This window comes from Streptomyces sp. NPDC088261, assembly GCF_044740805.1.
In the GTDB taxonomy this organism is placed as follows: domain Bacteria; phylum Actinomycetota; class Actinomycetes; order Streptomycetales; family Streptomycetaceae; genus Streptomyces.
In genome coordinates, this window is the sequence record NZ_JBIURL010000014.1 from 176011 (window position 1) to 197041 (window position 21031).

At 70.4% G+C, this 21031-nt stretch carries 18 protein-coding genes and 1 pseudogene; 7 read left to right on the forward strand and 12 right to left on the reverse strand.

Annotation, left to right across the window (positions count from 1 at the left end; genetic code table 11):
- Window positions 1-8: 8 nt before the first annotated feature.
- Window positions 9-1679 (reverse strand): sodium:solute symporter family protein, encoded by a 1671-nt coding sequence (locus tag ACIODU_RS25345; RefSeq protein WP_161312465.1) that lies wholly within the window; start codon window positions 1677-1679, stop codon window positions 9-11.
- 243 nt (window positions 1680-1922) lie between these two features.
- Here ACIODU_RS25345 and galT point away from each other — a divergent pair, with 243 nt between their 5' ends.
- From galT to galK, 3 genes are all read left to right on the forward strand, one after another.
- The gene (galT, locus tag ACIODU_RS25350; RefSeq protein WP_401770020.1) at window positions 1923-2993 is read left to right on the forward strand and encodes a galactose-1-phosphate uridylyltransferase; all 1071 of its coding nucleotides are present in this window, start codon (window positions 1923-1925) and stop codon (window positions 2991-2993) included.
- Window positions 2990-3958: a UDP-glucose 4-epimerase GalE gene (gene galE, locus ACIODU_RS25355; protein ID WP_356429813.1), complete on the forward strand. Its 969-nt coding sequence runs from the start codon at window positions 2990-2992 to the stop codon at window positions 3956-3958. Before galT ends, galE begins: the two co-directional genes overlap by 4 nt.
- Window positions 3959-4080: 122 nt before the next feature.
- A complete protein-coding gene (gene galK, locus ACIODU_RS25360; RefSeq protein WP_401770042.1) occupies window positions 4081-5223 on the forward strand; it encodes a galactokinase in 1143 nt (380 codons plus the stop codon).
- 156 nt (window positions 5224-5379) lie between these two features.
- On the opposite strand, the pseudogene ACIODU_RS25365 reads toward galK, so the two are convergent.
- A pseudogene (locus ACIODU_RS25365) lies at window positions 5380-5820 on the reverse strand (GNAT family N-acetyltransferase); the annotation flags it as partial.
- Between the two features lie 245 nt (window positions 5821-6065).
- Between ACIODU_RS25365 and ACIODU_RS25370 the strand changes: the two are divergent.
- Window positions 6066-6839, forward strand: coding sequence for a response regulator transcription factor (locus tag ACIODU_RS25370; protein WP_356429818.1), 774 nt, complete (start codon window positions 6066-6068; stop codon window positions 6837-6839).
- Here ACIODU_RS25370 and ACIODU_RS25375 read toward each other — a convergent pair.
- Window positions 6798-7295, reverse strand: a complete 498-nt coding sequence (locus ACIODU_RS25375; protein WP_161312469.1) for a MarR family winged helix-turn-helix transcriptional regulator — start codon at window positions 7293-7295, stop codon at window positions 6798-6800. The genes ACIODU_RS25370 and ACIODU_RS25375 overlap by 42 nt on opposite strands.
- 164 nt (window positions 7296-7459) lie before the next feature.
- Here ACIODU_RS25375 and ACIODU_RS25380 point away from each other — a divergent pair, with 164 nt between their 5' ends.
- On the forward strand, window positions 7460-8320 hold the full coding sequence (locus ACIODU_RS25380; RefSeq protein WP_401770021.1) for a trans-aconitate 2-methyltransferase: 861 nt from the start codon (window positions 7460-7462) through the stop codon (window positions 8318-8320).
- On the opposite strand, the gene ACIODU_RS25385 is transcribed toward ACIODU_RS25380, so the two are convergent.
- From ACIODU_RS25385 to ACIODU_RS25395, 3 genes are all read right to left on the reverse strand, one after another.
- On the reverse strand, window positions 8295-8891 hold the full coding sequence (locus ACIODU_RS25385) for a Uma2 family endonuclease (RefSeq protein ID WP_401770022.1): 597 nt from the start codon (window positions 8889-8891) through the stop codon (window positions 8295-8297). The genes ACIODU_RS25380 and ACIODU_RS25385 overlap by 26 nt on opposite strands.
- 123 nt (window positions 8892-9014) lie before the next feature.
- Window positions 9015-9713 (reverse strand): TetR/AcrR family transcriptional regulator, encoded by a 699-nt coding sequence (locus ACIODU_RS25390; protein ID WP_401770043.1) that lies wholly within the window; start codon window positions 9711-9713, stop codon window positions 9015-9017.
- Window positions 9713-10720, reverse strand: coding sequence for a fatty acid desaturase (locus tag ACIODU_RS25395; RefSeq protein ID WP_356429829.1), 1008 nt, complete (start codon window positions 10718-10720; stop codon window positions 9713-9715). The genes ACIODU_RS25390 and ACIODU_RS25395 overlap by 1 nt, the downstream gene beginning before the upstream one ends.
- A 243-nt stretch (window positions 10721-10963) precedes the next feature.
- Between ACIODU_RS25395 and ppc the strand changes: the two genes are divergently transcribed.
- The gene (gene ppc / locus ACIODU_RS25400; protein ID WP_356429832.1) at window positions 10964-13693 is read left to right on the forward strand and encodes a phosphoenolpyruvate carboxylase; all 2730 of its coding nucleotides are present in this window, start codon (window positions 10964-10966) and stop codon (window positions 13691-13693) included.
- 89 nt (window positions 13694-13782) lie between these two features.
- Here ppc and ACIODU_RS25405 read toward each other — a convergent pair whose 3' ends face one another.
- The 6 genes from ACIODU_RS25405 to ACIODU_RS25430 all read right to left on the reverse strand — a co-directional run bounded on the left by ACIODU_RS25405 (window position 13783) and on the right by ACIODU_RS25430 (window position 19460).
- Window positions 13783-14253, reverse strand: a complete 471-nt coding sequence (locus ACIODU_RS25405) for a hypothetical protein (RefSeq protein ID WP_401770023.1) — start codon at window positions 14251-14253, stop codon at window positions 13783-13785.
- Window positions 14254-14306: 53 nt separating this feature from the next.
- The gene (gene pth, locus ACIODU_RS25410; RefSeq protein WP_401770024.1) at window positions 14307-14903 is read right to left on the reverse strand and encodes an aminoacyl-tRNA hydrolase; all 597 of its coding nucleotides are present in this window, start codon (window positions 14901-14903) and stop codon (window positions 14307-14309) included.
- A 110-nt stretch (window positions 14904-15013) separates the two neighbouring features.
- Window positions 15014-15607 (reverse strand): 50S ribosomal protein L25/general stress protein Ctc, encoded by a 594-nt coding sequence (locus ACIODU_RS25415; RefSeq protein WP_161312477.1) that lies wholly within the window; start codon window positions 15605-15607, stop codon window positions 15014-15016.
- Window positions 15608-15809: 202 nt separating this feature from the next.
- Complete coding sequence (locus tag ACIODU_RS25420; RefSeq protein ID WP_356429840.1) at window positions 15810-16787, reverse strand: ribose-phosphate diphosphokinase; 978 nt, start codon at window positions 16785-16787, stop codon at window positions 15810-15812.
- A 139-nt stretch (window positions 16788-16926) separates the two neighbouring features.
- Window positions 16927-18396 (reverse strand): bifunctional UDP-N-acetylglucosamine diphosphorylase/glucosamine-1-phosphate N-acetyltransferase GlmU, encoded by a 1470-nt coding sequence (gene glmU / locus ACIODU_RS25425; protein ID WP_401770025.1) that lies wholly within the window; start codon window positions 18394-18396, stop codon window positions 16927-16929.
- A 209-nt stretch (window positions 18397-18605) separates the two neighbouring features.
- Window positions 18606-19460: a hypothetical protein gene (locus ACIODU_RS25430; protein ID WP_401770026.1), complete on the reverse strand. Its 855-nt coding sequence runs from the start codon at window positions 19458-19460 to the stop codon at window positions 18606-18608.
- 156 nt (window positions 19461-19616) lie between these two features.
- Between ACIODU_RS25430 and ACIODU_RS25435 the strand changes: the two genes are divergently transcribed.
- Window positions 19617-20948: a sensor histidine kinase gene (locus ACIODU_RS25435; RefSeq protein ID WP_401770027.1), complete on the forward strand. Its 1332-nt coding sequence runs from the start codon at window positions 19617-19619 to the stop codon at window positions 20946-20948.
- The last annotated feature ends 83 nt before the right edge of the window (window positions 20949-21031 follow it).

A 21031-nucleotide genomic window follows, 5' to 3' on the forward strand; every position in this document is an offset into this window, starting at 1 on the left:
GGTCGGGATCAGAGAGAGAACGGGACGTAGCAGACGGCCGCCAGAATGAGCGCGCCCCAGCCCAGCAGCGCCGGCCTGCGGTACCACGCGTCGTCGCCCTCGGCGGCGACCTCGTCCATGCCGGGCGAGCGGGTCCCGTACACCAGGCCGTCGAGCTTCTCCGCGGGCTTGGGCTTGGTGACGTACGAGACGACGACCATCACCACGGCGCCGACGACAAACGCGACGATGGACGACACGAAGTTCGCGCCCTGGTCGCTGGGGATCGAGATGACCCCGCCCTTGTACAGCCAGAAGTAGTTGACCATCGCGGCGACCGTGCCGGAGAGCAGGCCCCAGAAACCGGCGGCCGGGGTGGTCCGCTTCCAGAACATCCCGATGATGAACACCACGAACAGCGGGACGTTGAAGAAGGAGAACAGCGTCTGGAGGTAGTTCATGATGTTGCTGAAGCTGGAGGCGATGAACGCCGTGCCCATGCCGATCAGCACACCGACCGCCGTGACGATCCGCCCGGTCTTCAAGTAGTAGGCGTCCTCACGGTCCTTCTTGAGGTACGCGCCCCAGATGTCGTTCGTGAACACGGTGTTGAACGAGGACACGTTCGCCGCCATGCCCGCCATGAAGGCGGCCAGCAGACCGGTCACGGCGATGCCCAGCACGCCGTTGGGGAGCAGGTCGCGCATGAGGACCGGGATCGCGTCGTTGTACTGGAGACCGCTGCCCGCCTTGCCGAGCGTCGGCTCCATCACCAGGGCGATCAGACCGGGCACGATCACGACCAGCGGGATGAAGATCTTCGGGAACGCGGCGATGAGCGGGGTGCGCTTGGCTGCGGAGAGGTTCTTCGCGGACAGCGCGCGCTGCACCTCGGCGAAGTTGGTGGTCCAGTAGCCGAAGCTCATGACGAAGCCGAGGCCGAGGACGATGGTCAGCCAGTTCGCGCCGAGCGGGTTGGGCGAGCCGACGCCCGTACCCTGCCAGGCGGTGAGGAACGCGCCGCCCTTTGAATCCGTCAGCGAGTCCGTGAGGCCGTCCCAGCCGCCGACGCGCTTGAGGCCGACGACGGTCAGCGGGATCAGCGCGGCGAGGATGACGAAGAACTGGAGCACCTCGTTGTAGATCGCCGAGGAGAGACCGCCGATGGTGATGTACGCGAGGACGAAGAGGCCCGCGACGACGATCGCGACCCACTGCGGCCAGCCCAGCAGCGCCTCCAGCACGATGGCCATCGCGTAGAGGTTGACGCCGGCGATCAGGACGGCGGACACCGCGAAGATGATCGAGGAGAGCAGGTGGGAGGAGGGTCCGAAGCGGTGGAGCAGGAACTCCGGTACGGAGCGGACCTTCGAGCCGTAGTAGAAGGGCATCATCACCAGGCCGAGGAAGACCATGGCGGGGATGGCACCGATCCAGTACCAGTGCACGGTGTAGACGCCGTACTGCGCGCCGTTGGCCGCCATCCCGAGGATCTCGGTGGCGCCGAGGTTGGCGGAGACGAAGGCGAGTCCCGTCACCCAGGCCGGCAGCGAACGGCCGGAGAGGAAGAAGTCGAGGCTGGTCTTCACGCTGGCCCGGGCGGCGAACCCGATGCCGAGGACCACTATGAAGTAGATCGCCAGGATGGTGTAGTCGAGCCCGTTCGTCGGGAGACGGAGCCCTTCGGCCAGATAAGGCATGGGTACTCGCTTCGTCGCAAGTTCGATCGTGATCGATCTTGGTTGATATGTACGGCTTTGGCGGTACGAAGTTGTCGGTGGGGCGTCGGAAACTGATCGGTGCCGTCGTTGCGTGTGCCCCACACGCAAGCGTTGACGCATCTGTTTGCTTGTGGTTTCTTGTGTGCGATTCTGTTTGAGTAGCGACGCTCCCTGAGTAGCGACGCTCCCCACGGGTGGGCCGCCGGGCCTGGAGGCAACGGGATGAAGAAGACGGTGACGCGGCTCGCCGACGGCCGGGAGCTGATCTATTACGACTCCGGGGCCGGCGCGGACTCCGGCGACTCCGCGGACGGCGTCGTCCGCGACGCCGTCGACCGCCGCCCCCTCGGCCCGGTCGCGACCTCCTCCGAGATCCGCCGCGACCCCCTGCTCGGCGACTCGGTCGCCATCGCCTCGCACCGCCAGAGCCGTACGTACCACCCGCCCGCCGACGAGTGCCCGCTCTGCCCCTCCCGGGACGGCAGGCTCAGTGAGATCCCCGACTCGTCGTACGAAGTCGTCGTCTTCGAGAACCGCTTCCCCTCCCTTGCCGGGGACTCGGGCCGCTGCGAAGTGGTCTGCTTCACCTCCGACCACGACGCGTCGTTCGCCGGCCTCGGCGAGGAGCGGGCGGCGCTGGTCCTGGCGGCCTGGACCGACCGCACCGCCGACCTGGCCCGGCTGCCGCAGGTGGAACAGGTCTTCGCGTTCGAGAACCGGGGCGAGGAGATCGGGGTGACCCTCGGCCACCCGCACGGGCAGATCTACGCGTACCCCTTCGTCACCCCGCGCACCGAGCTGATGCTGCGCTCGGCCCGTACGCACCGGGCGGAGACCGGCCGCAACCTCTTCGACGACGTCGTCGCGCGCGAACGCGCCGAGGGCACGCGGGTGGTGCTGGAGGGCGAGCACTGGGTGGCGTTCGTGCCGTACGCCGCGCACTGGCCGTACGAGGTCCACCTCTACCCGAAGCGGCGCGTCCCCGACCTGCGGTCCCTGGACGACGCGGCCCGCGCGGAGTTCCCCGGGGTCTATCTGGAACTCTTGAAGCGCTTCGACCGGATCTTCGGGGAGGCCGAACCGCCGACCCCGTACATCGCGGCCTGGCACCAGGCGCCCTTCCGGGCCGAGGGGCGGGACGACTTCGCCCTGCACCTGGAGCTTTTCACCGTACGGCGTACGTCCGGCAAGCTGAAGTTCCTCGCGGGCTCCGAGTCCGGCATGAGCGTGTTCATCAACGACGTGCCGCCGGAGAACGCGGCCGGGCGATTGCGAGAGGTAGCGAGCAAGTGAGCAAGAAGTACCTGGTCACAGGTGGTGCCGGATATGTCGGCGCGGTGGTGGCGACCCATCTGCTGGAGGCCGGCCACGAGGTGACCGTCCTCGACGACCTCTCCACCGGATTCCGTGAAGCGGTCCCGGCGGGCGCGGCGTTCATCGAGGGCCGGGTCCAGGACGCCTCCGCATGGCTGGACTCCTCGTACGACGGCGTCCTGCACTTCGCGGCGTCCTCGCAGGTCGCCGAGTCGGTGGCGAAGCCGGAGAAGTACTGGGAGAACAACGTCGGCGGCTCCCTGGCCCTGCTCGGCGCGATGCGCGCCGCCGGGGTGCGCACGCTGGTGTTCTCGTCCACGGCGGCGACGTACGGCGAACCGGTCTCGACGCCCATCACGGAGACCGACCCGACCGCGCCGACGAATCCGTACGGCGCGTCGAAGCTGGCCGTCGACCACATGATCGCCGGGGAGTGCGCGGCGCACGGCCTGGCGGCGGTGTCGCTGCGGTACTTCAACGTGGCGGGGGCGTACGGGAGCGCGGGGGAGCGGCACGACCCCGAGTCGCACCTCATCCCGCTGGTGCTCCAAGTGGCGGCGGGGCAACGGGAGTTCATCTCCGTGTACGGCGAGGACTACCCGACGCCGGACGGCACGTGCGTGCGCGACTACATCCATGTCGCGGACCTCGCCGACGCGCACCTGAGCGCGCTGGACGCGGCGGTGCCGGGCGAGCACCTGGTGTGCAACCTCGGCAACGGGAGCGGGTTCTCGGTGCGTGAGGTCATCGAGACGGTACGGAAGGTCACGGGCCACCCGGTCCCGGAAGTGGTGGCCGGGCGCCGCGACGGGGACCCGGCGGTGCTCGTCGCGTCCGCCGAGACCGCGCGCACGCGGCTCGGCTGGACCCCGAGCCGCTCGGACCTGGGCGGCATCGTGGCGGACGCGTGGGCGTTCGCACGGCGTGAGGAGACGCGGGAGTGAGCGTGACGGAGAGCGGCGTGGGCGGCGTGGGCGGCGTGGGTACGGGCAACGGGGGTACGGACGGCGGGAGTGCGGGCGGCGGGAGTGCGGGCCAAGGCGGTGGCGATACGGGCCACCGGGGCGTGGCCGAGCAGTTCCTCGCCCTGTACGGGGCCCGGCCCGACGGGGTCTGGGCGGCGCCCGGGCGCGTCAACCTGATCGGCGAGTACACCGACTTCAACGACGGCTTCGTCATGCCGCTCGCGCTGCCGCACACCACGGTCGCCGCGGTCTCCCGCCGTACGGACGGTGTGCTGCGGCTCCACTCCGCCGACGTCTCCCAGGGCGTCGTGCAACTCGCCGTCGACGCCCTCGAACCGCGCGCGGACACCGGCTGGGCCGCGTACCCGGCCGGGGTCGTGTGGGCGCTGCGCGCCGCCGGGCACCCCGTCACCGGCGCGGACATCCATCTCACGTCGACCGTGCCGACCGGCGCGGGGCTCTCCTCCTCGGCGGCCCTGGAGGTCGTCACCGCGCTCGCGCTCAACGAACTCTTCGAACTGGGCCTGACCGGGGGCGAGTTGGCGGTGCTCGCCCAGCGAGCCGAGAACGACTTCGTCGGTGTCCCGTGCGGGATCATGGACCAGACGGCGTCGGCGTGCTGCACCGAGGGCCACGCCCTCTACCTGGACACCCGCGATCTGACGCAGCGTCAAGTACCGTTCGACCTCGCGGCGCAGGGACTGCGGCTGCTGGTCGTCGACACGCGCGTGAAGCACGCGCTGGGCGACGGCGCGTACGCGGAACGGCGCGCGGGCTGCGAGGCGGGCGCGCGCGCCCTCGGCGTACCGGCGCTGCGGGACGTACCGTACGGCCAACTCCCCGCCGCCCTGGACCGGTTGGCGGACGAGGGCGAGAACGTCCGCCGCTACGTACGCCATGTCGTGAGCGAGGACCACCGCGTCGAGCGGGCCATCGCGCTCCTGGACGCGGGGGACGTCCGCGCGGTCGGCCCGGTCCTGGTGGAGGGCCACGCCTCCCTCCGCGACGACCTGCGGGTCTCGTGCCCGGAGCTGGACCTGGTCGTGACCAGCGCGGTGGGAGCGGGGGCGCTGGGGGCCCGGATGACCGGCGGCGGCTTCGGCGGCTCGGCGATCGTGCTGGTGGAGGAGGCGGACACGGACGGGGTCACGGCGGCGGTGGAGAAGGCGTTCGCGGCGGCGGGCTACACCGCGCCGCGGGTCTTCACGGCGGTCCCGTCGGAGGGCGCGCGGCGGCTGGGCTGACCGGCCCGGGCCGACCGGGCGGGGCCGGGGCCGTCACCGCCCGAAGCGGCGCAGAAGGCGCCCCCGGCCTCCCCGGCCTCCCCGGCCTCCCGGACCCCCGCGGCCTCCCGGACCTTCCCGGTCCTCCTGACCGTCCTCCGAAGTACCGCTCCCCCTCAGCGACTTGACGAGGATGTACTCGGTCACCCCCGGCGGATAGTCGGTCACCTCACCCGCCACCTCGTACCCCTGTTTCCGGTAGAAGCCGGGCGCCTGGAAGTCCCACGTCTCCAACCGCGCCCGCGCGCAGTCGCGTTCGTCCCTCGCCACCCGTTCCGCCTCCGCCAGGAGACGGCTGCCGAGGGCGGCGCCCCGGTGGCTCGGGTCCACCCAGAGGAGGTCCACATGCAGCCAGCGGGCCCAGGTGCGGCCGACCAGCCCGCCGGCCAGCGCGCCCGTCGCCTCCTCCAGCAACCACACCTGGAGAGGTTCCTCCCGGCCCAGCGGACTGTCCCGCAGCGTGCGCATCACGGGGGAGCGCTCCACATTGGTCTCCCGGAGTCGTTCGCCGAGCTCAGTACGTCGTTCTTTGTCGACTTCTGTCTCAATACGAAACATGAAGCCCACCTTAAACAACCCGGTCAACCAGTTCTGTGAATTTCCTTCCGCTCACGGCCCACAGCCGTACGCTGATGCACAGCACCGGTGGGGGCCGGTGCTGATGCAGGGGTGGAGCAAGTCGGGTACGACGCCCGGGGTGGGGAGCACAGTCAGCAGCACGGCGGCGGCCGTGCCGTCGACGCGACCCCGTACGCCGGGCGCCGTACCCGCGACGTCCGCTCCCCGCCTTCTGGGGGTGTCCATTGGTACGTATCAGGGTTCTGGTGGTGGACGATCACCGCATCTTCGCCGAGTCACTCGCCGCCGCGCTCGCGGCCGAGCCGGACGTGGACGTCGCGGCGGCCGGCAGCGCCCCCGCGGCGCTGCGCTGTCTCGACCGCGCGGCGGCCGAGGGACGCCGGTTCGATGTGATGCTCGTCGACGCCGACCTGGGCACGATCGCGGGACCGGTTCAGGTGCCGGTCGCGCGGGCCGTGCCCGACAACGGCGGGGCGGTACTGGTCGACGGGCTCTCGCTCGTCGCCGGGGTCCGTTCCGCCCAGCCGTCCGTCCGGGCGGTCGTGCTCGCCGAGAAGGACGACCAGCGCCGCGCGGCGCTGGCGCTCCAGGCGGGCGCGTCCGGCTGGGTCGCGAAGGACTGCTCACTGCAACGGCTGCTGGCGGTGATACGGGGCGTCCTGCGGGACGAGACGCATCTGCCGCCGGCGCTGCTCACCGGCGTTCTGCGGGAGTTGACGGCCGCGCGCAAGCACCGCACGGAGAGCGAACGGCTCGTCGAGTCGCTCACTCCGCGCGAGCGCGAGGTGCTGCGGTGCATGGTCGCGGGGCTGGGGCGCAAGGCGGTCGCCGAGCGTCTCTTCCTCTCCCCGCACACCGTGCGCACGCACATGCAGAACGTGCTGGGCAAGCTGGGGGTGCACTCCACGCTGGCCGCCGTCGCCCTGGCCCGCCGGGCCGGGGTCGGTCCGGCGGAGCTAGCCGGGGATGTTGTCGAAAGGGGCGGTCAGCTGGCGTAGCAGCCCGGCCAGCTCCCCGCGCTGCGTGCGGGAGAGCTCCGCGAGGATCGCGCGCTCCTGGGCCAGCAGCCCGGCGAGCGCCTGGTCCGCGCGGTCCTGGCCCTCGACGGTGAGCCGGACCAGGACGCCCCGCCGGTCGGTCGGGTCCGGCAGCCGCTCGACCAGGCCCTTCTTGGCCAGCCTGTCGATCCGGTTGGTCATCGTGCCCGACGTGACGAGCGTCTGGGTCAGCAGCTGCCCCGGTGAGAGCTGGTACGGATCTCCCGCGCGCCGCAGCGATGTCAGGACGTCGAACTCCCACGGCTCCAGCTGGTGCTCGGCGAAGGCGAGCCGGCGTGCGCGGTCGAGGTGACGGGCCAGCCGGGAGACGCGGCTGAGCACCTCCAGCGGTTCCACGTCCAGGTCAGGACGCTCCCGCCGCCATGCCGCCACCAGTCGGTCGACCTCATCCTCCATGGCGATCAGTGTAGAGGGTCCCTCGACATGAAGTCTCTTGACGTCAAGATACATTCGGTGCAGGCTGGGCACCGAGGGTGCGCGGAAGCCTGGCGTCGTTTGCGCCGCCCTGCCCTGCCCCGACCCGTTCCCACCCCCCGCTCCCGACCCCAAGGGACTCGCCCATGCTCCCCGCCACACCCTCCACCCCGACCTGGGACCCCCGCCAGTACCTGCGCCACGCGGGCCACCGCACCCGCCCCTTCCTGGACCTGCTCGCCCGGATCCCCGAGCCGCCGGCCGGCGCCGCCCCCCTCACCGTCGCGGACATCGGCTGCGGCCCCGGCAACGTCACGGCCCTGCTCGCCGACCGCTGGCCGACGGCCCTGATCACGGGCTTCGACAATTCCGCCGAGATGCTGGAACAGGCCAAGGAAGGGTACGCGGGCCCCACCCCGGGCGGCGGCCGGATGGACTTCGTCGCCGGGGACGCCACCACGTGGACACCGAACCCGGCCCGCCCGTACGACCTGATCGTCTCGAACGCCGCGCTCCAGTGGGTCCCGGGCCATCCCGGCTTCTTCCCCGCCTGGCTCGACGGCCTCGCGCCCGGCGGCACCTTCGCCTTCCAGGTCCCGAAGAACTTCGACGCCCCCAGCCACGTCCTGCTCGCGGCCCTGTGCGACAGCCCCGCCTGGCGCGACCGCCTGGCAGGCCGCGCCCGCCGCGACGCCCGCGTCCTGGAGCCCGCCGACTACTTGACCCTCCTGGAGAACCTGGGCTGCGAGGCGGACGTCTGGGACACCACGTACCTCCAGCTCCTTACCGGTGAGGACGCAGTCCTGGACTGGGTGAAGGGCACGGCCCTGCGCCCGGTCCTCACGGCACTGGGCGACGACCAACAGGCGATCGACACCTTCACCACCCAATACCGCGACGCCCTGCGCGAGGCGTACCCGCCGGGCCCCCACGGCACGGTCTTCCCGTTCCGCCGCATCTTCGCGGTGGCCCGCAAGCCGCTCAGCGACCCAGCGCACCACGACTGATGTCGATGTCGATGGTGAACGGGACGCTGGTCTTGAGACGGTCGTGGTGAATCCCTGTCAGGGCATAGGCCTTGGTCAGACGGTCCAGTTCGTAGACGTGGACGACGGGGTGCTTGTCGACCCCGGCCCTCTCGACCAACCAGAAGTTCGGAATGCCCGCGGCGGCGTACTTCGCGGGCTTGGCGCTGCGGTCACGTGCCTCGGACTCCGGTGAGATGACCTCGATGGCCAGGAGGATGTCCGCCGCCAGGAAATGCGTTTGGTCCATGTCGACGATGCCACTGCTACGGGCCACGGAAATGTCCGGCTCGGGTCCGTTGCGGCGATCAAGCACCACGGTGATCTCCCGCTCGATCGTCATCTCCGCGGGTACGGTGCGCTCCAGCCCGTTCAGCAGCAGATTGATCATCTTGGCGTGGAAGCGGCGTTGCGGACTCACGAAAACAAGACTCCCGTCGATCAACTCTGTGTGAGGCGGGAGTTCCGGCAGCGTGAACAGATCGTCCACGGTGTATCCGTCCTGCGGGGGCATAGGCCACTGGTGCGCGACCTTGGCTGGCTCGGCGGTCATGATTCCTCCCATGAACGGGATACTGGCGCTACAGCTTCACGGTAGCGGCTGGAATCGGATCTCGTCATCACAATGAGTGACCGCGCGCCCTCCGGGCTGACCGCCCGGAGGGCACCACACCGGTCACGACCTCCGGTGCCCGATCAGCCGCGGCTTCGGCTCCAGGCCCTCCAGGCCGTGCCACGCCAGGTTGACCAGGTGCGCCGCCACCTCGGACTTCTTCGGGCGACGGGCGTCCACCCACCACTGGCCCGTCAGCGCGACCATGCCCACCAGCGCCTGCGCGTACAGCGGCGCCAGCTTGGGGTCGAAGCCGCGGTTCTTGAACTCCGTGCCGAGGATGTCCTCGACCTGGACCGCGATGTCGCTGATCAGGGACGCGAACGTCCCCGTGGACTGGGCCACCGGCGAGTCGCGGACCAGGATCCGGAAGCCGTCCGTGTACCGCTCGATGTAGTCGAGCAGCGCGAACGCGGCCTGTTCCAGCAGCTCACGGGGGTGACCAGCGGTCAGCGCGCTGGTCACCATGTCCATCAGCTGGCGCATCTCACGGTCCACGACGACCGCGTACAGCCCTTCCTTGCCGCCGAAGTGCTCGTACACGACGGGCTTGGAGACCCCGGCCTTCGCCGCGATCTCCTCCACCGACGTCGCTTCGAAACCCTTCTCGGCGAACACCGTCCTGCCGATGTCGAGCAGTTGTTCGCGGCGCTCCGCACCGGTCATACGGACTCGGCGTGCACGCCGGCCTCCCGCGGGGGGCCGGCTCTTCTCCGTGCTGCCCGTGCTGTCCGTACTGCCGTCGATCGCCACGTTGCCCATCATGCCGCGTCGGAGGATGCGCCCTGGCGCCGGGAGTCCACGCGGTCCGCGCTCGGCCAGCGGACGTCGGACGCCCAGCCGAGCTGCTCGAACCAGCGGATGATGCGGGCGCTGGAATCGACCTGGCCCCGCAGCACGCCGTGCCGCGCGCTGGTCGGGTCCGCGTGGTGCAGGTTGTGCCACGACTCGCCGCACGAGAGCACGGCCAGCCACCACACGTTGCCCGAGCGGTCGCGGGACTTGAACGGACGCTTGCCGACCGCGTGGCAGATCGAGTTGATCGACCAGGTGACGTGGTGCAGGAGAGCCACCCGGACCAGTGAACCCCAGAAGAACGCCGTGAACGCGCCCCACCAGGACATCGTTACCAGACCGCCCACCACCGGGGGGATCGCCAGCGACACGACCGTCCACAGGGCGAACTGCCGGGACACCGCGCGCAGGGCCGGGTCCTTGATCAGGTCGGGCGCGTACTTCTGCTGCGGCGTCTGCTCCTCGTCGAAGAGCCAGCCGATGTGCGCCCACCACAGGCCCTTCATCAGGGCCGGCAGCGTCTCGCCGAAGCGCCACGGCGAGTGCGGGTCACCCTCCGCGTCGGAGAACTTGTGGTGCTTGCGGTGGTCGGCCACCCAGCGCACCAGCGGGCCCTCCACGGCCATCGACCCGGCCACCGCGAGAGCGATCCGCAGCGGCCGCTTCGCCTTGAACGAGCCGTGCGTGAAGTAGCGGTGGAAGCCGATCGTGATGCCGTGGCACCCGAGGTAGTACATGAACACCATCAGGCCCAGGTCGAGCCAGCTGACGCCGCCCCACGCGAAGGCGAGCGGCACGGCCGCGACGAGGGCGACGAACGGGACGGCGATGAAGAGCAGGAGAGCGACCTGCTCGACGGTCCCCTTGCTGTCCGCGCCGAGGGTGGCGGAGGGGAGTGGCGCGCCGCCGTCGGACGGCGCGGGGACGGAGGGAGGGGGAGTGGATTCTTCGATCACATCGGGGGTTGTGGTCATTGGGGAGCCCCTGGGGTGAGGAATGCGGCAGATGCCCGGCTACGGGTGCGTAACCTACGGCATCGTAAGTATGGCAGCGCCCAACGCCGCGACAAGAGGCCTGTGGATAACGTCGAACGAACGACACCTATCCTTGGTGTGGTCGGACAGCGCGGTCCGCCGGACCCGCCGCTCGAACACCCGGCCGGTCCGAATGCCCCCAGACCCTCCAGACGTGCTTGAACACTGCAAGGAGCCGCACCTGTGAGCAGTGCCGACCAGACCCCATCCGCCAGCGCGGAGCTGCGCTCCGACATCCGCCGTCTCGGTGACCTCCTGGGCGAGACCCTCGTCCGCCAGGAAGGCCCCGAACTCCTCGAACTCGTCGAGCGTGTCCGCGCCCTGACCCGCGAGGACGGCGAGGCCGCCGCCGAGCTGCTCGGCGACACCGACCTGGAGACCGCCGCCAAGCTCGTACGCGCGTTCTCCACCTACTTCCATCTGGCGAACGTCACCGAACAGGTCCACCGCGGCCGGGAGATGCGCGAGCGGCGCGCCGCCGAGGGCGGACTCCTCGCCCGCACCGCGGACCGGCTCAAGGACGCCGACCCCGAGCACCTGCGCGAGACCGTCAAGAACCTCAACGTCCGCCCGGTGTTCACCGCCCACCCCACCGAGGCCGCCCGCCGCTCCGTACTGAACAAGCTGCGCCGGATCGCCGAACTGCTCGAAGTCCCCGTCATCGCCTCCGACCGGCGCCGCCACGACCTGCGGCTCGCCGAGTCCATCGACCTGATCTGGCAGACCGACGAACTGCGCGTGGTACGGCCCGAGCCCGCCGACGAGGCCCGCAACGCCATCTACTACCTGGACGAACTGCACGTCGGAGCCGTCGGCGACGTCCTGGAGGACCTCGTCGCCGAACTGGAGCGCGTCGGCGTCGAGCTGCCCGCCGGCACCCGCCCGCTCACCTTCGGCACCTGGATCGGCGGCGACCGCGACGGGAACCCGAACGTGACCCCCGAGGTCACCCGCGAGGTGCTGATCCTCCAGCACGAACACGGCATCACCGACGCCCTCCAGCTCATCGACTACCTGCGCGGCCTGCTCTCCAACTCCATCCGCTACACCGGCGCCACGGACGAACTGCTCGACTCGCTCCAGAACGACCTCGCCCGGCTCCCCGAGATCAGCCCCCGCTACAAGCGCCTCAACGCCGAGGAGCCGTACCGCCTCAAGGCCACCTGCATCCGCCAGAAGCTCGTCAACACCCGCGAGCGCCTGGCCAGGAACACCCCGCACGAAGAAGGCCGCGACTACCTCGGCACCTCCGAGCTGCTCGCCGACCTCACGCTCATCCAGACCTCCCTGCGCGAGCACCGCGGCGGCCTCTTCGCCGACGGCCGCATGGACCGCACCATCCGTACGCTCGCCGCCTTCGGCCTCCAGCTCGCCACCATGGACGTACGGGAACACGCCGACGCCCACCACCACGCCCTCGGACAGCTCTTCGACCGGCTCGGCGAGGAGTCCTGGCGCTACAGCGACATGCCGCGCGACTACCGGCAGAAGCTCCTCGCCAAGGAGCTGCGCTCCCGCCGCCCCCTCGCGCCCACCCCGGCCCCGCTCGACGCGGCCGGCGAGAAGACCCTCGGTGTGTTCCACACCGTCCGCCAGGCCTTCGAGCGCTTCGGCCCCGAGGTCATCGAGTCGTACATCATCTCGATGTGCCAGGGCGCCGACGACGTCTTCGCGGCGGCCGTCCTCGCCCGCGAGGCGGGCCTCCTCGACCTGCACGGCGGCTGGGCGAAGATCGGCATCGTGCCGCTCCTGGAGACCACCGACGAGCTGCGCGCGGCCGACGTCATCCTCGACGAGATGCTCGCCGACCCCTCGTACCGCCGGCTCGTCTCGCTGCGCGGCGACGTCCAGGAGGTCATGCTCGGCTACTCGGACTCGTCCAAGTTCGGCGGCATCACCACCTCCCAGTGGGAGATCCACCGCGCCCAGCGGCGGCTGCGCGACGTCGCGCACCGGTACGGCGTACGGCTCCGGCTCTTCCACGGCCGCGGCGGCACCGTCGGCCGCGGCGGCGGCCCCTCGCACACCGCGATCCTCGCGCAGCCCTGGGGCACGCTGGAGGGCGAGATCAAGGTGACCGAGCAGGGCGAGGTCATCTCCGACAAGTACCTCATCCCGTCCCTGGCCAGGGAGAACCTGGAACTGACCGTCGCCGCCACCCTCCAGGCGTCCGCGCTGCACACCGCGCCGCGCCAGTCCGACGAGGCCCTGGCCCGCTGGGACGCGGCCATGGACACCGTCTCGGACGCCGCGCACGCCGCGTACCGCGGCCTGGTCGAGGACCCGGACCTGCCCGCGTACTTCTTCGCCTCCACCCCCGTCGACCAGCTCGCCGACCTGCACCTGGGCTCCCGGCCCTCCCGCCGCCCCGACTCGGGCGCGGGCCTCGACGGCCTGCGGGCCATCCCGTGGGTCTTCGGCTGGACCCAGTCCCGGCAGATCGTGCCCGGCTGGTTCGGCGTCGGATCCGGCCTCAAGGCGCTGCGCGAGGCCGGTCTCGACACGGTCCTCGACGAGATGTACGGCCAGTGGCACTTCTTCCAGAACTTCCTCTCGAACGTCGAGATGACCCTGGCCAAGACCGATCTGCGGATCGCCCGCCACTACGTCGACACCCTCGTCCCCGAGAACCTCAAGCACGTCTTCGCGGACATCGAGGCCGAGCACGCGCTCACCGTGCGCGAGGTCCTGCGCATCACCGGCGGTGAGAAGCTGCTCGACTCCGACCCGGTGCTCCAGCAGACGTTCGCGATCCGCGACGCCTACCTCGACCCGATCTCGTACCTCCAGGTCTCGCTGCTGGCCCGCCAGCGCGCGGCGGCGGAGCGCCACGAGACACCGGACCCGCTGCTCTCGCGGGCCCTGCTGCTGACGGTGAACGGCGTCGCGGCCGGACTGCGCAACACCGGCTGACGGCCTACGCGTGTTCGGAGGGGTACGCCCGCGTCAACGTGACGCGGGGGTACCCCTTTCGAGTGAAGGGGGAGTCTTCATTTACGCCTTCACAGCGCCAGGAACGTCGCCAGGAGCAGCGCCAGCCCCGCCAGACCCGACACCCACGCCGTACGGGTCATCCGCAGCCCCGCCCCGATCAGCGGAGAGGCCAGCAGCAGCGCGCCGCCGAACGGCAGCCAGGCGTGCAACTGACCGCCCAGGCCAGTCCGTACGACCTCATCCGTGTCGGGCTTCACCACCACGGGGATCCGCTCCCCCTCCTTGACGGCGACCGACCGCTCGGCGCTCATCCCCGTCCGGGGCCCGGCCGACCCGTCGGGGTCGTACCAGCCCGTGCAGGACGACGCGGAGCAGCTGGTGACCGTGAGGGTGCCGTGCTCCCGGCCCTTGGCGAGCACCACGTGCTGCGCCGTCCCCCACGACGCCCAGAAGCCGGCGGCGAGGAGCAGGGCGGCCACCCCGCCCATCGCCGTGCGGCGGCCGAGGAGGAACAGGCGTTCGGAGGAGCTGGCCTTCATGGGCCGCGATCCTTGGCCATGGGATGGCACATGGTCAAGTCGGGCCGGTGGCCTCAGGAGTTGTACGCGCTCTGCGCCCGCTCCAGGCCCTGCGTCACCAGCGCCTCCACCGCGTCGGCCGTACGGTCGACCAGGTAGTCCAGCTCCTTGCGCTCCACCGACGAGAAGTCCTTGAGCACGAAGTCCGCGACCTGCATCCGCCCCGGCGGGCGGCCGATGCCGAACCGCGCCCGGTGGTACTCGGGACCCATCGACTTCGTCATCGACTTGAGGCCGTTGTGCCCGTTGTCCCCGCCGCCCAGCTTCAGCCGCAGCGCGCCGAAGTCCAGGTCCAGCTCGTCGTGGATCGCGACGATGTGCGCCGTCTCCACCTTGTAGAAGTCACGCAGCCCGGCGACCGGCCCGCCGGAGAGGTTCATGTACGAGGTCGGCTTGGCCAGCACCACGCGGCGGCCGGCGGGACCCGGCGCCCCGAGCCGGCCCTCGATGACCAGCGCCTGCGCCTTCTGGGCGCGCTTGTACGAGCCGCCGATGCGCTTCGCCAGCAGGTCCGCCACCATGAAGCCGACGTTGTGCCGGTTGGCCGCGTACCCCGGCCCGGGGTTGCCCAGGCCCACGATCAGCCAGGGGGCGTTGGCATCTGTTGTCATCGGCGCCGCGTCTCCTCGTGGTCGTACAGCCGTCTGTCGTCACAGCCGAACGGGGTGGCGGGCCCGCAGGCCCGCCACCCCGTCGAGCATCAGGCGCGGATACGCCCGGATCAGGCCTCGGCGCCCGCGGTCTCGCCCTCGGCGGTCTCCGCGGCCGGCTCCTCGGCCTGCGCGGACACGACCTGGAGGACGGCCGCCTCGCCGTCGATCGACAGCGTCGTACCCGTCGGCAGCGGGATGTCCTGCGCGAGCACGGTCGCGCCGGAGTCCAGGCCCTCGATGGAGACCGTCACCGAGGTCGGGATGTTCGTGGCCTCGGCCTCGACGGTGATCGTGTTGAGGACGTACTCCAGCAGGTTCCCGCCCGGGGCCAGCTCGCCCTCGACGTGCACGGCCACCTCGACGATGACCTTCTCGCCGCGCTTCACCGCGAGGAGGTCGACGTGCTCGATGTCGCCCTTGATGGCGTTGCGCTGGATCGCCTTGGGGATGACCAGCTCGCTGCGGCCGTCGATGTCCAGGTCGAGCAGGGCGTTCGCGGTACGGAGCGCCATCTGGAGCTGGTGGGCCGGCAGCGTCACGTGCACCGTGTCGGCGCCGTGGCCGTAGATGACCGCGGGGACCTTGTGGTCGCGGCGGGCACGGCGGGCGGCGCCCTTGCCGAACTCGTTGCGGATCTCGGCGGCGATCTTCAGTTCGGACATGACTGCACTCCTCGTAGATTCTGACAAGAGATGACGGAAAGATGCCGTCACCCGGCCACGACAGGCCTGCTACGAAGAGCGCGTCGATAACGGACCAACCGCACACAGGTGCGGCCTCCCTCGCCGAGCAACTCGGTGAGTCTACCCGGCGGGGAGGCCGCCTCAGAAATCGATCTTCGCCCAGCGCCTCAGGCGAGGACGGTTACGCCTGCTCCTCGAAGAGGCTGGTCACCGACCCGTCCTCGAACACCTCACGCACCGCGCGGGCGATCGTCGGCGCGATCGACAGGACCGTGATCTTGTCGACCTCCAGGTCACCCGGGTCCGGCAGGCTGTTCGTGAAGATGAACTCGCTGACCTTCGAGTTCTTCAGCCGGTCCGCGGCCGGACCCGACAGCACCCCGTGCGTCGCCGTCACGATGACGTCCTCCGCGCCGTGCGCGAACAGCGCGTCCGCCGCGGCGCAGATCGTGCCACCCGTGTCGATCATGTCGTCCACCAGCACACACACCCGGCCCGCGACATTGCCCACGACCTCGTGGACCGTCACCTGGTTCGCCACGTCCTTGTCACGCCGCTTGTGCACGATCGCCAGCGGCGCGCCGAGACGGTCGCACCAGCGGTCCGCGACCCGTACCCGGCCCGCGTCCGGGGAGACGACCGTCAGCTTCGTACGGTCCACCTTCGCGGCCACGTAGTCCGCGAGGACCGGCAGCGCGAACAGGTGGTCCACCGGGCCGTCGAAGAACCCCTGGATCTGGTCCGTGTGCAGATCGACCGTCAGGATCCGGTCGGCGCCGGCCGTCTTCATCAGGTCCGCCACCAGACGCGCCGAGATCGGCTCCCGCCCGCGGTGCTTCTTGTCCTGCCTGGCGTATCCGTAGAAGGGCACGATCACGGTGATGCTCCGGGCCGAGGCCCGCTTGAGAGCATCGATCATGATCAGCTGCTCCATGATCCACTTGTTGATCGGAGCGGTGTGGCTCTGGATCAGGAAGCAGTCCGCGCCACGGGCCGACTCCTGGTAGCGGACGTAGATCTCACCGTTGGCGAAATCGAACGCCTTGGTCGGAACGATCCCGACGCCCAGTTGGTCGGCGACCTCTTCGGCCAGCTCGGGGTGGGCGCGGCCGGAGAAGAGCATCAGCTTCTTCTCGCCGGTCGTCTTGATCCCGGTCACAGCACTGTCTCCTCAGACGTGTTGACTGCCGCTGCACCCGCGTGTCGCTGCGAGCCAGCCGAATCGTGCAGTTATGCGATGTGCGATAAACGGATGCGTCGATATCACGGTACGCCGAGATGAGCGCGGCTGTTTCCGGTCAGCTTTCGCCGCCCGCCCCTCCGCCCGCCGGAGCGGCCGCGGGACCCGCCGCCTCGGCCGCCCGCGCTGCCGCGCTGCCCGGCCGCTTCCGCGCCACCCAGCCGTCGATATTCCGTTGCTGGCCACGGGCCACGGCCAGCGAACCCGCCGGTACGTCCTTCGTGATGACCGACCCGGCCGCCGTGTACGCGCCGTCGCCGATGGTGACCGGCGCCACAAACATGTTGTCCGAGCCCGTCTTGCAATGTGAGCCGACGGTGGTGTGGTGCTTCGCCTCGCCGTCGTAGTTGACGAAGACGCTGGCCGCGCCGATGTTCGTGTACTCGCCGATCGTCGCGTCCCCCACGTACGACAGGTGCGGCACCTTCGTGCCCTCGCCGATCGTCGCGTTCTTCATCTCCACGTACGTACCCGCCTTGGCCTTCACGCCCAGCCGGGTCCCCGGCCGCAGATACGCGTACGGGCCGACCGTCGCCGACGCGCCGATCTCCGCGCCGTCCGCCACGGTGTTGTCCACGCGTGCGCCCGCGCCCACGTGCGTGTCCTTGAGCCGGGAGTTGGGCCCGACCTCCGCCCCCTCGCCCAGGTGGGTCGTCCCCAGCAGCTGGGTGCCCGGGTGGACCACCGCGTCCTGCTCGTACGTCACGTCCACGTCCACGAACACCGACGCCGGGTCCACCACCGTCACCCCGGCGGTCATCGCCCGCTCCAGCAGGCGCGCGTTCAGCAGCCGGCGCGCCTCCGCCAGCTGGACCCGGTTGTTGATGCCCAGGATCTCCCGGTGGTCGGCGGCGACCGCCGCGCCGACGCGGTGGCCGGCCTCGCGCAGGATGCCGAGGACGTCCGTCAGGTACTCCTCGCCCTGGCTGTTGTCCGTACGGACCTTGCCGAGCGCGTCCGCGAGGAGCTGCCCGTCGAACGCGAACACCCCGGAGTTGATCTCCCGGATCGCGCGCTGCGCGTCGGTGGCGTCCTTGTGCTCCACGATCGCGGTGACCGCGCCGCTGGCGCCGTCCCGCACGATCCGCCCGTACCCGGTGGAGTCGGGGACCTCGGCGGTCAGGACGGTGACGGCGTTGCCGTCGGCCGCGTGGGTGGCGGCGAGCGCGTTCAGCGTGTCGCCGGAGAGGAGGGGGGTGTCGCCGCAGACGACGATCACGGTCCCGTCCGGGACACTGCCCAGCTCCTGGAGGGCGGTACGGACGGCGTGCCCCGTACCGTTCTGCTCGGCCTGGAAGGCGGTGCGCACCCCGTCGTACCCCTCGGCCAGATGGGTCTCCACCTGCTCACGGGCGTGTCCGACGACCACGACGAGATGCTCGGGCCCGAGGTCACGGGCCGCGGCCACCACATGTCCGACGAGCGAACGCCCGCAGATCTCATGCAGGACCTTGGGAGTGCTCGACTTCATGCGGGTGCCTTCACCCGCTGCGAGAACGACGACGGCTGCCGGGCGGTTGGCGCTCACGGGAATGCCCTTCGGCTTCGGGTGGTGGACCACCGCAGGATACCGGGGGGTTTCGTGGCGGAAACGAGTGCGGGTCCTGACCGTGAAGGTCAGGACCCGTTCCGTGAAGCTCCCCCATCAGGATTTGAACCTGAACATACGAGACCAAAACTCGCAGTGCTGCCTGATTACACCATGGGGGACTATGTGCAACCAAACCAGACATTTCGCTAAGTCGTCGGCGTTGCACCTAACACTATGCCGTACCACCAGCCGTCGATGCGACGGTATAGGTCCGCACATTGCACGACCCGGACGCAAAAGCACCCCCGGTAGCCGGCCCCGACATTCTTCCGGTTGGTTTTGGGGTTGTGCCTCTTCAGCGTGGTCTTGCCGAACGCCTGGACGTCGACGCCCGCGACGTCCGCCCAGAACTGCTCGGCGGCCCCCACGTCGGCCGACTCGTGGATCTGCACCTGGTAGCGCAAGCGGTCCTTGCTGACGCCGAGCAGGTCGAGCCACGCCAGGAACACTCTGATCATGTTCGGATCGCTGTTGATGAACGAGACCCGCTCCTGCGGTCGGTGGGACTTGACCTTGGCTCCCTCCGCCCAGTAGAGCGCGACTCCGATCAGGAAGAGTTCGCGCTCGGACAGGCTGCCTATCTCGGCCGTGGCCCGCCCCTTGGTCTGCTGGCGCTCCGCCTCGCGCCGCGCCAGCGTCGCCTCCCACCCCCGCCGCCCGATCGCCGACGCCTCCTCGCGTGTGCGCTTCGGCGGCTTCGGCAGGTCCCGTACCCACAGGGAGATCGAGCTCTTCGAGCACCCCAGCTCCACCTGGATCTGGTCGTACGTGAGCCCCTGTAAGCGCAGCTCCCGCGCCTTCTCCCGCAGGTCGTCCTTGGCTCTCGGGCGTTTCGTCCACTCCGGCGCGGGCTCGCCCCTGACCAGGCGGCCGAGGAGGTCGTTGTTGTGGATCTTGAGGCGGTCGCGGATCTGCCGCAGGCTCCACCCCTCCCGCCGCAACGCCACCGCCCGCTCCCGAAGTCCTTCGAAGTCGGCATATTTGCCGTTCAGAGATGTCATGCGGGAGATCGTCGTACGGAATCGTGAATTCCATCTCGAATGCGTGGTCGATTCACCAGTTCGAGTGATCGCGCTCCCTCTGTTGTGTCCCTCGTCCCGTCCAGCGCAATCCAGGACACAAGAAAATGAGTCGCGCCCGCCCGTAGGCTGGGAGACATGACCACAACGGGGGCACATCAGGACGCCGCGGGCCCGACCGCCCGCGGCTACTGGTGGTGGGAGCGTCGGCGGAGTGTTGTTCTGGATGTGGGGCTGGCCGGTGTGTCGGCCCTGGAGTGCGGGCTGGAGGGGGTCCGGTTCGCGGACACCGCCGCGCTGCCCGTACCGGTGGGGGTGGTGTTCGGCCTGCTGGCCGGTTCCGCGCTGGTCCTGCGGCGGCGCTGGCCCGCCAGCGTGGTGCTCGTCTCGATCGCCGTGACCCCGGCGGAGATGGGCTTCCTGATGGCGGTCGTCGGGCTCTACACCCTCGCCGCCTCCGAGATACCGCGCCGCGTCATCGCCTCCCTGGCCGGGATGCAGCTGGCGGGGACGCTGATCGTGACGTTCATACGGACCCGGCAGAGCGTCTCCGAGGGGGACTTCGACGCGGCCCGGTGGTACGTACCGCTCATCGCGATCATGATGTCCGTCGGCCTGACCGCCCCGCCCGTCCTCTTCGGCCTCTACGTCGGGGCCCGGCGGCGGCTGATGGAGAGCCTGCGGGAGCGGGCCGACAGCCTGGAGCAGGAGCTGTCGCTGCTGGCGGACCGGGCGGAGCAGCGCGCGGAGTGGGCGCGTACGGAGGAGCGGACCCGGATCGCCCGCGAGATGCACGACGTGGTGGCGCACCGTGTGAGCCTGATGGTGGTGCACGCGGCGGCGTTGCAGGCGGTGGCGCTCAAGGACCCGCCGAAGGCGGTGAAGAACGCGGCGCTGGTGGGCGACATGGGGCGCCAGGCGCTGACCGAGCTGCGCGAGATGCTCGGGGTGCTGCGGGCGGGTGAGCAGGTCGCGGCGCGCAAGGCCTCGGACACGGGTCCCGCGCTGACCGTGCCGCTGGCCGCGGTGGGGCTGGCGGCCGCCGCTGCCGCCGCCGCGGCGGCCGAGGACGGGCCCGGCATGGAGGACATCGAGGCGCTGGTGGGCCAGTCCCGCGAGACGGGGATGGTGGTGGAGCTGACGGTGCACGGCGAGTCGCGACCGTACGCCCCGGAGGTGGAACAGACCGCGTACCGGGTGGTGCAGGAGGCGCTGACCAACGTCCTGAAGCACGCGGCGGGCGCGAAGGTGGTGGTACGGCTGGCGCATCGCGAGGCGGAGGTCGCGATGCAGGTGGAGAACGGCCCGTCGGACAGCGGCGCGCACGACGCGGGCCTGCCGAGCGGCGGCAACGGCCTGCTGGGGATGCGGGAGCGGGTGACGGCGCTGGGCGGGGTCTTCGTCTCGGGGGAGACGGACGCGGGGGGCTTCCGGGTGTCGGCGGTCCTGCCGTACCGGGCCGCCGCGTAGGGAGTTGCCGGGCGTCCGGACTCGCACCCGTGAACAAGGTGGACAAGATGGAGAAGGTGGACAAGGCGGTCCGGTCCGCTCCG